The sequence below is a fragment of the Citrobacter europaeus genome (genome assembly GCF_037482245.1).
Taxonomy (GTDB): domain Bacteria; phylum Pseudomonadota; class Gammaproteobacteria; order Enterobacterales; family Enterobacteriaceae; genus Citrobacter; species Citrobacter europaeus.
On record NZ_CP148084.1, the window covers coordinates 3,066,453 to 3,078,255 of the forward strand.

At 54.2% G+C, this 11,803-nt stretch carries 13 protein-coding genes; 5 read left to right on the top strand and 8 right to left on the bottom strand.

The window, feature by feature from the left end; all coding sequences use genetic code 11:
* Positions 1-4: 4 nt before the first annotated feature.
* Genes WHR59_RS14520 through WHR59_RS14540 form a run of 5 tightly spaced genes read left to right on the top strand, consistent with a single transcriptional unit; the run spans position 5 to position 5,320 of the window.
* A complete protein-coding gene (locus WHR59_RS14520; protein WP_220771822.1) occupies positions 5-673 on the top strand; it encodes a fimbrial biogenesis chaperone in 669 nt (222 codons plus the stop codon).
* A gap of 24 nt (positions 674-697) precedes the next feature.
* Positions 698-3,238, top strand: a complete 2,541-nt coding sequence (locus WHR59_RS14525; protein WP_338843198.1) for a fimbria/pilus outer membrane usher protein — start codon at positions 698-700, stop codon at positions 3,236-3,238.
* A gap of 13 nt (positions 3,239-3,251) precedes the next feature.
* Entirely contained in the window at positions 3,252-4,247 is a 996-nt protein-coding gene (locus WHR59_RS14530) for a fimbrial protein (RefSeq protein WP_200007281.1), read from the top strand.
* A gap of 12 nt (positions 4,248-4,259) precedes the next feature.
* Positions 4,260-4,781, top strand: coding sequence for a fimbrial protein (locus WHR59_RS14535; protein ID WP_047412086.1), 522 nt, complete (start codon positions 4,260-4,262; stop codon positions 4,779-4,781).
* A 14-nt stretch (positions 4,782-4,795) separates the two neighbouring features.
* The gene (locus WHR59_RS14540) at positions 4,796-5,320 is read left to right on the top strand and encodes a fimbrial protein (protein ID WP_100194200.1); all 525 of its coding nucleotides are present in this window, start codon (positions 4,796-4,798) and stop codon (positions 5,318-5,320) included.
* Between the two features lie 62 nt (positions 5,321-5,382).
* On the opposite strand, the gene fabF is transcribed toward WHR59_RS14540, so the two are convergent.
* The 8 genes from fabF to yceD form a co-directional block, all read right to left on the bottom strand.
* Entirely contained in the window at positions 5,383-6,624 is a 1,242-nt protein-coding gene (gene fabF / locus WHR59_RS14545) for a beta-ketoacyl-ACP synthase II (RefSeq protein WP_087052656.1), read from the bottom strand.
* Positions 6,625-6,709: 85 nt separating this feature from the next.
* Positions 6,710-6,946 carry an acyl carrier protein gene (gene acpP, locus WHR59_RS14550; protein WP_000103754.1) on the bottom strand — a complete coding sequence of 79 codons (237 nt, stop codon included), beginning with the start codon at positions 6,944-6,946 and terminating at the stop codon, positions 6,710-6,712.
* A gap of 154 nt (positions 6,947-7,100) precedes the next feature.
* Positions 7,101-7,835, bottom strand: a complete 735-nt coding sequence (gene fabG, locus WHR59_RS14555) for a 3-oxoacyl-ACP reductase FabG (protein WP_016149936.1) — start codon at positions 7,833-7,835, stop codon at positions 7,101-7,103.
* Between the two features lie 12 nt (positions 7,836-7,847).
* Positions 7,848-8,777, bottom strand: coding sequence for an ACP S-malonyltransferase (fabD, locus tag WHR59_RS14560; protein ID WP_043015923.1), 930 nt, complete (start codon positions 8,775-8,777; stop codon positions 7,848-7,850).
* Between the two features lie 15 nt (positions 8,778-8,792).
* Positions 8,793-9,746: a beta-ketoacyl-ACP synthase III gene (gene fabH, locus WHR59_RS14565; protein ID WP_016152639.1), complete on the bottom strand. Its 954-nt coding sequence runs from the start codon at positions 9,744-9,746 to the stop codon at positions 8,793-8,795.
* 77 nt (positions 9,747-9,823) lie between these two features.
* Positions 9,824-10,903 carry a phosphate acyltransferase PlsX gene (gene plsX / locus WHR59_RS14570; RefSeq protein WP_072033327.1) on the bottom strand — a complete coding sequence of 360 codons (1,080 nt, stop codon included), beginning with the start codon at positions 10,901-10,903 and terminating at the stop codon, positions 9,824-9,826.
* Between the two features lie 122 nt (positions 10,904-11,025).
* Positions 11,026-11,199, bottom strand: coding sequence for a 50S ribosomal protein L32 (gene rpmF / locus WHR59_RS14575; RefSeq protein ID WP_003036242.1), 174 nt, complete (start codon positions 11,197-11,199; stop codon positions 11,026-11,028).
* Between the two features lie 16 nt (positions 11,200-11,215).
* Positions 11,216-11,737: a 23S rRNA accumulation protein YceD gene (yceD, locus tag WHR59_RS14580; RefSeq protein WP_003036239.1), complete on the bottom strand. Its 522-nt coding sequence runs from the start codon at positions 11,735-11,737 to the stop codon at positions 11,216-11,218.
* Positions 11,738-11,803: the final 66 nt, after the last annotated feature.

Consider the following 11,803-nt stretch of genomic DNA (forward strand, 5'->3'; position numbering starts at 1 on the left):
ATCTATGAATAAATATATCCTAACTGTTATCGCATCGCTGCTCTCGGCTTCTGTACAAGCAGGCGTTATTGTCGGTGGGACCCGCATTATTTATAACGGTGAGAATAAAGAAACATCCATTAGCGTTAAAAACCCCGACAAGTCATCCTACTTAATTCAGTCATGGAGCGACGCAGGAGAAACCAGTACCGATAAATCACCGTTTATGATCACTCCACCACTATTTCGTCTGGGCGCCGGACAAGAAAATACCCTGCGTATTATTCGCACCGGCAGTAATCTTGCCGAGGACCGCGAATCACTCTACTGGATGAATATTAAATCTATTCCGGCAACCGAAAAGCAGGACCACGCCAACACCCTGCAAATTGCGGTGAAGACGCGCATCAAATTAATTTATCGCCCGCAGTCGCTCACCCAGCAGCCGGAAGACCTCACCGGCAAACTCAGCTGGCAGCGCAGCGGCAGCAGGCTTACCGTCACCAACCCCAGCGCCTATTACATGAACTTCAGCACCCTGAAGGTTGGCACCAGCACGGTGAGGGACGCCACCTACGTGGCACCTATGAGCGACGCCAGTTTCACCATCCCTGACGGCGCCAACGGCGATGTGAGCTGGACGCTGATTAACGACTTTGGCTCTATCGGCGACGAGCACCGCGCCCGCCTCTAACACCAGCACCAAAAGGATATCGGGATGAATGCAGACGCATACAGAAAAAGAATAACGCTGAGTCAGATCGCCTGCTTTATTGCCTTACAGTGCGCCTTACCGCTGTGCAGCAGCGCGCTGGCCCGTGAATATTTTAACCCGGCGCTACTGGGTATCGATGGGCCGGGGAAAGATCTCACCGACCTTACCGCCTTTGAAGAAGGCGTCGGCCAGATGCCCGGCACCTATCGGGTTAACGTCATGCTCAACAAAACCGCCGTCGGCGTGCATGACGTTGAGTTTGTCACGCAAAAAGATACCGCCGGAAACACCACCCTGCAGCCGTGTCTGAGCGTCGCCACGCTGAGGGAATTTGGCGTCCGTACTGACCAGTTTCCACGCCTGGCAGGCAACTGCGCCGATCTGACGGCCATTCCCCAGGCCAGCGCGACGCTTCTCTTTGAGCGCCAGTTACTGCAGCTCTCGGTGCCGCAGGCCGCCGTCAGCAACCACGCGCGCGGCTACGTCGCGCCGGAACGGCTGGATGAGGGCATCAACGCTCTGCTGCTCAACTACAGCTTCAGCGGCGATAACACAGAAGGCCGCCATAGCGGCATGTCAGACTCCGATAGTTACTACCTGAACCTGCGCCCTGGGCTAAACGTAGGCCCGTGGCGCATTCGTAACTACAGCACCTGGAACCGCAGCGACAACGGCGGCAATGCTCAGGAGAGCTGGGATTCGATCTACACCTACGCACAGCGCAATATTCTTGCGCTAAAGAGCCAGTTGACGGTCGGCGACAGCACCGCGCCGTCGGATATGTTCGACAGCGTGCCGTTTCGCGGCGCTCAGCTGGCCTCCGACGACGATATGCTGCCGGACAGCCTGCGCGGCTATGCCCCGGTAGTGCGCGGCATCGCCCGAACCAACGCGCAGGTGATCATCAAACAAAACGGCTACACCATATACCAGAGCTACGTCTCGCCGGGCGCCTTTGAAATCACCGACATGTACCCGACCGGCAGCAGTGGCGATCTTGACGTCACCATTAAAGAGGCCGACGGCAGCGAGCAGCATCAGACGATAGCCTTCGCCTCCCTGCCCGTACTGCAGCGTGAAGGCCGTTTCAAATACAGCCTGACCAGCGGCCAGTATCGCCCCTATGACGGCGATATCGATAAAGAGATGTTTACCCAGGCCACTGCCATTTACGGCCTGCCTGCGGGTTTCACCGTCTACGGCGGCGGACAATTCTCCCAACATTATCAGTCGCTACTCAGCGGCGTGGGGAAAAACTTCGGCACGCTGGGCGCGGTGTCTGTTGATGGCACCCAGGCGTGGTCGACGCAGAAAGACAAAGATAAAGAAGGCGGCCAGTCCTGGCGCGTGCGCTATAGCAAAAACATCCTTGAAACCGGGACGAACGTCTCTATCGCAGGCTATCGCTACTCCACCTCCGGCTACTACACCTTATCAGAGGTGCTGGATACCTGGCGCGAGGATGAGTGGCGCACCAACGACGACCGCCGCCGCAACCGCGCCGAGTTTCAGCTTAACCAGAATATCGGCGAGCAGCTTGGCTCGCTGTCGTTAACCGTCATGAGCGAAGACTACTGGAACAGCGACCGCAAGATGCGCTCTATCGGCGTGGGCTACAGCAATAGCTGGGCGGGCGTGACCTACAACCTGAACTACAGCTATAACCGCAATACTACCGATACTGAAAGCGACAAAGTTTACGATGAGGATCAGATCTTCTCGTTAAGCATCAGCGTGCCTCTCGACCGCTGGCTCAGCAACAGCTACGCCACCTACAGCCTGAACGCCAGTAAACGCGGCGACACCAGCCATAACGTGGGCCTCAATGGTTCGCTGCTGGAAGACCGCAACCTCAACTGGAATGTGCAGCAGAGCGAAACCAACCACGGCGAAGGTAACGGCGGCTACGCCAGCCTCGATTATCAGGGCACTTACGCCCGTGTGAATACCGCCTACAGCTATGACCACGATCAGAAGCGTGTCAACTACGGTATTGAAGGCGGCATTGTGGCCCACGCCAACGGCGTGACGTTGAGCCAGGCGCTGGGCGAAACCTCGGCGCTGGTGGAAGCCCCCGGCGCTGACGGCGTGACCATCAGTAATCAGACCGGGGTCAGAACCGATTTTCGCGGCTACACCGTGGTGCCGTACGTCACGCCTTACCGCGAATCAACGGTATCGCTGGATACCGCCACCCTGCCGGATAACGCCGACGTTGAGCTGACCAGCAGAATCATTACCCCAACCCGCGGGGCGATGGTGCGCGCGCATTTTGCAACCCGCGTAGGGAAGCGCGTATTGATGACATTAACCCGCAGCAACGGTGAGGTGGTGCCGTTTGGCGCGCTGGTGACCGACGCGGACAACCCTTCCGGCAGCATCGTCGGCGACGGCGGGCAGGTTTATCTGACGGGGATGGCTGATAGCGGAACGGCGCTGGCGAAATGGGGCCAGGGGCCGAACCAACAGTGCCAGATTCATTATCGACTTCCAGACGCCGAAGCCACGAGCGGCGTGGTGGAAATGCAAACCGTCTGCCAATAATAAAGAGCCATTAATGATTAATCGATTTCTTATTAATTTATCCGCCGGCCTGGTGACATGGCTGGTATCGATCAACGCCTGGTCTTCATCGTTTAACACCAACACGGCCCAACGGGTCACTTATCCGCATGATTTCAGCTTATGGGCGATTCCATCGACTACGGGCGGCGCGACGTGGTTTGATGATCATGGGCTGTACAAGGTTGATATCGTAGCGACCAGCGGCTGGGGGTATGCGGATATCACCGTCAACGGCACGCCGACGGGCACACTCAGCCCGGATGGCGCAACCGTCTATAGAACCAATAATCCAGGCGTCGGCATTGCCTACCAGCTTAATCACTCGACGCCCAGTTGGTTCTCACCTCAGTATGGCCTGGTGGCACCTAACACCATTACGCTGATTAATAATACCGGTTTGAATGGTTATATTCATATCAAGTATCAGCTGGTACGCCTGACCGATAAGGTGCCCGCCGGGCGGATCACCCAGGTGCCGGACGTGACCCTGAACTACCATAATCCCGCCGGCGGCAGCTACGGAGATCTTTCCTTTCTGGCGCTCTCCGGTGTGTCGGTTCAACCGCGAAGCACCTCCTGCGGCATTGATGCGCCAACAGAAATCAAGCTGCCAACCTTGTACGGCAATACGGTACAAAACGGCGCGCTGAACGTTACCGCAGCGCCAACGATAACATTGACCAATTGCCCGGGCGCCATCAATGGCATCTCCTACAATTTTACCGCCGTGTATGGCCCCCGCGACGCCGCCAACGGCGTGCTGAATACCGCTACCGGTGAGGGCTACGCGCAAAACGTCTATATCCAGGTGCAAAACGCCGACGGCACGCCCCATACGATTAATGCCGCGATTCCGCTCAGCAACTACGACGGTTCCGGCGACTACCCCCTGCCCGATTTTAAAGTGGCCTACTTCGTTGACGATGCCGATAGCGTCAGAGCAGGCAACGTCAAATCAGCCATTGAACTCAATGTGACCTACAACTAATAAGGATTATTTATGCACATCATCAACGGAAACAAAATGGCGCTGTGCCTGCTGGCGTGCGGTGGGCTGTTTTCGACGGCCAGCCAGGCGGTCAATATTGATATCACCGGCAAGGTTGTCGCCTCCCCCTGCGTGGTCAACGGCAATAATGAATCTCTGGCGGTTAACTTAGGCGATAACATTCAGGCAGATTCGCTATCCGCCAGCGGCAGTGCTACCACATGGACTGACGTGACGCTCAGGCTTACCAGTTGCCCGGCTTCTACGACCTCATTTAGCGTGGCGTTTGCCGGGACCGCTGATACGGATACGGCATACTATAAAAATACCGGTACCGCGACCAACCTGAAGCTGGAACTGACGGACGGCAGCAGCGAAAAAGCTTATAAGAACGGCGCAAAGCTGGAAAATGTCACCATTCCCAGCGCATCGCACGCCTATGACCTGGTGATGCGCGCCCGCGCGGTATCGAACGGCAGTGTCATGCCGGGGACCATTGTCGGCCAAGTGCAGGCCACCTTCACCTATCAGTAATCCAGGACGGGACAATGGCGCAACGAATAAGCAAACTGCTCCCTGCCCTGACCTGCCTGTGGGCGGTAAGCGGCTTTCATGCCGTACAGGCTACCGACATTAATCTGAGCGGCACCGTCGTGGCCTCGGCCTGTACGGTAGACACGGGTACCAAAGAACAGACGGTCACCTTCGAACAGGCGCGCGCCGTTGACTACCCAAACGTTGGCGATACCAGCGAATGGCAGGATTTCACTCTGACGCTGTCCGCTTGCCCGCCGTCAACCACGCAGGTCACGGCATTGTTCAGCGGCGATGCGGATACCGATGACATCACCAAATTCGCCAACGCCCAAGGCAGCGCCAGCGGCATAGCGCTGCAAATCATGACCCGCGACCATCTCAGCGAGATATCACCGGCAGATGAACTGGCAACCTCAGTGGATAGCACCAGCCGCCGGGCGGTCTTTCCGCTATCGGCGCGGATGTATACCCCGACAGGGGCGGTCACCGCCGGAGAATTTATAACCACCGTTCAGCTTACCTTTACCTACCAGTAGCCGTGTTCAAGGTATAAAAAAACGGAGCGCTAAGCGCTCCGTTTATATTGCTTTGCGGCCAACTACACGCGTTTGAAAATCAGCGAGCCGTTGGTACCACCGAAGCCGAAGGAGTTACACAGGGCGAACTCCAGACCACTAACCTGACGCGCTTCGTGAGGTACGAAGTCCAGGTCACAACCTTCATCCGGGTTATCCAGGTTGATGGTTGGTGGAATAGCCTGATCGCGCAGCGCCAGGATAGAGAAAATAGACTCTACCGCGCCCGCCGCACCCAACAGGTGTCCGGTCATGGATTTAGTGGAGCTGACCATCACACGGCTTGCCGCATCGCCAAAGACAGATTTCACTGCCTGGGTTTCAGCTTTATCACCTGCAGGAGTAGACGTACCATGCGCGTTAACATAGCCGATCTGACCTGCTTCGATAGCCGCATCGCGCAATGCGTTGACCATTGCCAGCGCAGCGCCTGCACCGTTTTCCGGTGGTGACGTCATGTGGTAAGCATCGCTGCTCATGCCAAAACCAACGACTTCAGCATAAATTTTTGCACCGCGCGCTTTTGCATGCTCGTACTCTTCCAGTACCACCATGCCTGCGCCGTCGCCCAACACGAAGCCATCACGATCTTTGTCCCACGGGCGGCTTGCCGCTTGCGGGTTATCATTACGCGTAGACAACGCACGTGCTGCGCCAAAACCACCCACGCCCAGCGGCGTACTGGCTTTTTCTGCACCACCCGCAACCATCGCGTCTGCATCGCCGTATGCAATGATACGTGCGGCATGACCGATGTTATGTACGCCTGAAGTACAGGCCGTCGCGATGGAGATGCTTGGCCCCTGCAGGCCGTACATGATGGTCAGGTGACCTGCCACCATGTTAACAATCGTCGACGGAACGAAGAACGGGCTGATCTTACGCGGTCCACCGTTTACCAGAGAGGTATGGTTTTCTTCGATAAGACCGAGACCGCCAATACCAGAGCCAATAGCGGCGCCAATACGGTGAGCGTTCTCTTCCGTAATTTCGAGGCCAGAATCCTGCATGGCCTGAACGCCAGCGACAATTCCATATTGAATGAAAGCATCCATCTTGCGCTGTTCTTTGCGCGAGATAATGTCTTCACAGTTAAAATCCTTTACTAAGCCAGCAAATTTCGTTGCATAGGCGCTAGTATCGAAATGGTCGATCAGGCTGATGCCACTCTGACCGGCAAGGAGAGCTTTCCAGGTAGACTCTACGGTATTGCCGACAGGAGACAACATGCCCAGTCCGGTCACAACTACACGACGCTTAGACACGGTTGTCCTCCAGGGAGGGAAAATAATTCAAGTGGGATAAAAAGATAAAACTCAGGCGGTCGAATGACCGCCTGGAGATGTTCACTTACGCCTGGTGGCCGTTGATGTAATCAATGGCAGCCTGAACGGTAGTGATTTTCTCAGCTTCTTCGTCCGGAATCTCAGTATCAAACTCTTCTTCCAGAGCCATTACCAGCTCAACGGTGTCAAGAGAATCTGCGCCCAGGTCTTCAACGAAGGAAGCATTGTTGGTTACTTCTTCCTGCTTAACGCCCAGCTGTTCGCCGATAATTTTCTTAACGCGTTCTTCGATAGTGCTCATACTCTTAAATTTCCTATCAAAACTCGCTTTCGCGATGGTTTTCGTAGTGTATAAAATGTTGAAAAATTTGCAACTAAATCCCGGCAGGTCTTACCACGATTTTACGTTATTTTGAGGCCAAGACCTACAATAACGCAAATATTTTTCATCGTGGTTAAACCATGTACATCCCGCCGTTGACGTGCAAAGTCTCACCTGTGATGTAACTTGCTTCGTCAGAAGCTAAAAATGCAACCGCACTGGCGATTTCTTTCGGTTCGCCAAGACGACCCGCAGGTACTGCCGCCAGCGTACCCGCACGCTGATCATCAGACAGCGCACGCGTCATGTCCGTTTCAATAAAGCCCGGAGCAACAACGTTTACAGTAATGCCACGAGACGCAACTTCGCGCGCCAGTGATTTACTGAAGCCGATCAGACCCGCTTTCGCCGCAGCGTAGTTAGCCTGACCCGCATTTCCCATGGTACCAACCACAGAACCGATAGTGATAATACGCCCATGACGCTTTTTCATCATAGCTCGCATTACCGCTTTTGACAGACGGAAAACAGATGACAGGTTGGTTTCGATGATATCGTTCCACTCGTCATCTTTCATGCGCATTAACAGGTTATCACGAGTAATCCCGGCATTATTGACCAGGATATCGACTTCACCAAATTCTGCGCGAATATTTTCCAGAACAGATTCGATAGATGCCGGATCGGTCACATTCAACATCAGACCTTTACCATTTGCACCTAAGTAATCACTAATGGCCTGCGCGCCGCTTTCGCTGGTGGCAGTACCGATAACTTTCGCGCCACGGGCAACGAGTGTCTCAGCAATTGCGCGGCCAATGCCACGGCTTGCACCGGTAACCAGCGCGATTTTTCCTTCAAAACTCATGGTCTTCCTCTTTTATTGCTCTAGCGCCGCAGACAGTGCCGCCGGCTCATTCAGTGCCGAAGCAGTCAGGGTGTCAACAATACGTTTCGTCAAACCGGTCAGAACTTTACCCGGACCAACTTCATACAGGTGCTCTACGCCCTGGGATGCCATAAATTCAACGGTTTTAGTCCACTGAACCGGGCTGTACAGCTGACGAACCAGCGCATCGCGAATAGCGTCAGCGTCGGTTTCGCACTTCACGTCGACGTTGTTGACAACCGCAACGGTCGGCGCGTTAAACGTGATTTTTTGCAATTCAACAGCCAGTTTCTCAGCAGCAGGCTTCATCAGCGCGCAGTGAGAAGGAACGCTGACCGGCAGCGGCAAAGCACGTTTAGCGCCAGCAGCTTTACAGGCAGCGCCAGCACGTTCTACGGCTTCTTTGTGCCCGGCAATAACCACCTGACCCGGTGAGTTAAAGTTAACCGGTGAAACCACCTGGCCTTCGGCAGACTCTTCACACGCTTTAGCGATAGCTGCGTCATCCAGACCGATAATAGCAGACATGCCGCCAGTGCCTTCCGGCACGGCTTCCTGCATGAATTTACCACGCAGTTCAACCAGACGTACGGCATCGGCAAAACCGATAACACCCGCACATACCAGCGCAGAGTATTCGCCCAGGCTGTGACCCGCCATCAGCGCAGGTGTTTTGCCACCCTGCTGCTGCCATACGCGATAAAGCGCGACCGAGGCGGTCAACAGCGCTGGCTGCGTCTGCCAGGTTTTATTCAGTTCTTCGGCCGGACCCTGCTGAGTCAACGCCCACAGATCATAGCCCAGCGCAGCTGATGCTTCAGCAAAAGTTTCTTCAACAATTGGGTAGTTTGCCGCCATTTCAGACAACATCCCAACGGTCTGGGAACCCTGCCCCGGGAACACAAATGCAAATTGCGTCATGGTTAAATCCTTATACTAGAAACGAATCAGCGCAGAGCCCCAGGTGAATCCACCCCCAAAGGCTTCAAGCAATATCAACTGCCCAGCTTTAATACGCCCGTCGCGGACGGCTTCATCCAGCGCGCACGGTACGGAGGCCGCGGAGGTATTGCCATGTCTGTCGAGCGTCACGACAACATTATCCATCGACATACCCAGCTTTTTCGCTGTTGCGCTGATAATACGCAGGTTTGCCTGATGCGGCACCAGCCAGTCCAGCGCAGAACGGTCCAGATTATTCGCTTCCAGCGTTTCATCAACGATGTGTGCAAGCTCGGTCACCGCGACTTTAAAGACTTCGTTACCCGCCATCGTCAGGTGGATCGGGTTTTCCGGGTTAACGCGATCGGCATTGGGCAGCGTTAACAGTTCGCCATAGCGACCATCCGCGTGCAGATGCGTGGAGAGAATGCCAGGCTCTTCAGATGCGCTCAGTACAACCGCACCCGCGCCATCTCCGAAAATAATGATCGTTCCGCGATCGGTTGGATCACAGGTACGGGCCAGAACATCTGAGCCAACCACCAGAGCATGCTTCACTGCGCCAGACTTAACGTACTGGTCGGCAACGCTCAGCGCGTAAGTGAAACCGGCACAAGCGGCCGCAACATCAAACGCCGGACAGCCTTTGATCCCCAGCATACTTTGGATCTGGCATGCCGCGCTTGGAAATGCGTGAGTGGATGACGTGGTGGCAACCACAATCAGACCAATTTGTTCTTTGTCGATGCCCGCCATTTCAATTGCGCGGTTTGCGGCGGCAAAGCCCATCGTCGCAACTGTTTCATTTGGCGCTGCAATATGGCGTTCACGGATACCTGTACGAGTAACGATCCACTCATCAGATGTCTCAACCATTTTTTCCAAATCGGCGTTAGTACGCACTTGTTCAGGCAGATAGCTGCCAGTACCAATAATCTTCGTATACATGTACGCTCAGTCACTTTTTGGTTATATACCGCCACGAGCAAATCGCTGATACGTTGGCAGCATTCACAAACACATCGTTACCTGTGTGCTCGTGAGGTTGCGCTTTCGCCACCGTCCAGCAGTTCGAATCCAGCTGGGTATACAGATTCCAGGCGAGCGGCAATTCGCTGAGGAACTTGTCGCTGCACCGCCTGCACTGCCTGTTCAATCGCGACTTCAAATGCTCGCTGATTGGCTGCACCATGACTCTTAATCACCGTGCCGCGCAATCCTAACAGACAGGCGCCATTATACTGGTCGGGGTTGAGGTGACTAAATCGCCTTGTCAGGCTTTTTTGTAACCAACGTTTTAATAACAGCAGCCACCACGACCGTTTTTTGCCCTCACCCTGAGACTTCAGCAGTGAAAGGAACATTCTGACAACACCTTCCATCGTCTTTAATGTGACATTACCTGTAAAGCCGTCACAGACCAACACATCGGTTTTGCCAGTCAGTAACTCATTGGCTTCAAGATAGCCGATATAATTAATAGAAGGGATTGTTTTTAGCACTGCAGAAGCATCCCGAATACTGTCGAGACCCTTGGTTTCTTCTTCGCCGATGTTGAGCAACGCAACTCGGGGATTGGCAATGCCAACCACCTCTTCTGCCAGCACGGAACCCATGACGGCAAATTGCACCAACATCGTGCTATCACAATCCACGTTGGCGCCCAAATCCAACACCACCGTTTTGCCCTTTTGCTGATGGGGTAAAACCGTCACCAACGCAGGACGCTCAATCCCCTCAAGAGGTTTGAGTAATAACTTCGCAAGTCCCATTAGCGCGCCCGTATTACCGGCGCTCACACAGGCTTGCGCTCGACCTTCTTTCACGAGCTCCAGGGCAACACGCATTGAGCTTCCACGACTGGCGCGAATAGCTTGCGAGGGCCGGGCATCACTGGCAATAACTGACTGAGCAGGGATAATCTGCAGACGTGAACGTTGTTCGAAGTCAGCTTTGGCAAGTAATGGCGTGATTGTATCGGGATCCCCGACTAAAAGAAGTGTGAGTTGCGAATTAGAATTCAGTGCCTGCAATGCTGCAGGCACTGTCACGGTAGGGCCAAAATCTCCCCCCATGACATCTAACGCCAGGGTTAGACGTGTCAAGGTATCGTCGCTGCCCGGTTAGGTGTTTCCCCAGTTACCCGGGGAAAGCCTCACTAAGCTTCATCACGCGTGTACTCTTTGTCTTTCTCACCGTAGCGGGAAAGCCATCGAGTCATGCGTGATTACTTAGCGATTACCTTACGGCCACGGTAGAAACCGTCGGCAGTGATGTGGTGACGCAGGTGTTGTTCACCAGAAGTTTTGTCTACAGACAGGCTGGTGACTGCGGTCAGAGCGTCATGAGAACGACGCATGCCACGTTTGGAACGGGTTGGTTTATTCTGTTGTACGGCCATGGACCTTACTCCTCAATTACTTACGCTTTAAGCTGGCTAATACGGCAAATGGGTTTGGTTTTTGCGCTTCATCAGGCAATTCGCCAAAGACCATGTCCGCCTCGGACACTTCACAGTGTTCAGAATCATGCACCGGAACTACCGGCAAGGAGAGGATAATCTCATCTTCAACCATTGCAAGCAGATCGATTTCACCGAATTCGTTAACCTCAATCGGCTCATACGCTTCCGGGAGTGCTTCAGCCTGCTCGTCAGAACGGACAGGACTAAAACAATATGTTGTGTGAACATGAAGTGGGAACGGTTTCCCGCAACGCTGACATTCGAGCGTAACCGATACTTTTGCATCACCGGTTATGACGGCAAGGCGCTGGTTATCGATCGCGAACGACATGGAGCATTCCACATCACTGTCCACACTGACTACAGAATCGGCGACGCGCTCAACCAGATCAGAAGTATAGATACCTTCATAATCGAGGCGTTTTTGAGCCGTACGAACCGGATCAAGAGTCAGGGGTAATTTTACCTTTTGCATAGGGCGCGCATATTAACTTTGTAACGTCATATAGTCAAAGAAAAAGGCAGCCTGTGGTTGCCTTTT

Excerpts from the sequence above, each read along its gene's own strand:
- WHR59_RS14535 (WP_047412086.1), top strand. The coding sequence starts at position 4,260 with ATGCACATCATCAACGGAAACAAAATGGCGCTGTGCCTGCTGGCGTGC.
- WHR59_RS14530 (WP_200007281.1), top strand. The coding sequence starts at position 3,252 with ATGATTAATCGATTTCTTATTAATTTATCCGCCGGCCTGGTGACATGG.
- rpmF (WP_003036242.1), bottom strand. The coding sequence starts at position 11,199 with ATGGCCGTACAACAGAATAAACCAACCCGTTCCAAACGTGGCATGCGT.
- fabH (WP_016152639.1), bottom strand. The coding sequence starts at position 9,746 with ATGTATACGAAGATTATTGGTACTGGCAGCTATCTGCCTGAACAAGTG.
- fabD (WP_043015923.1), bottom strand. The coding sequence starts at position 8,777 with ATGACGCAATTTGCATTTGTGTTCCCGGGGCAGGGTTCCCAGACCGTT.
- WHR59_RS14520 (WP_220771822.1), top strand. The coding sequence starts at position 5 with ATGAATAAATATATCCTAACTGTTATCGCATCGCTGCTCTCGGCTTCT.
- yceD (WP_003036239.1), bottom strand. The coding sequence starts at position 11,737 with ATGCAAAAGGTAAAATTACCCCTGACTCTTGATCCGGTTCGTACGGCT.
- WHR59_RS14540 (WP_100194200.1), top strand. The coding sequence starts at position 4,796 with ATGGCGCAACGAATAAGCAAACTGCTCCCTGCCCTGACCTGCCTGTGG.
- acpP (WP_000103754.1), bottom strand. The coding sequence starts at position 6,946 with ATGAGCACTATCGAAGAACGCGTTAAGAAAATTATCGGCGAACAGCTG.
- fabG (WP_016149936.1), bottom strand. The coding sequence starts at position 7,835 with ATGAGTTTTGAAGGAAAAATCGCGCTGGTTACCGGTGCAAGCCGTGGC.
- WHR59_RS14525 (WP_338843198.1), top strand. The coding sequence starts at position 698 with ATGAATGCAGACGCATACAGAAAAAGAATAACGCTGAGTCAGATCGCC.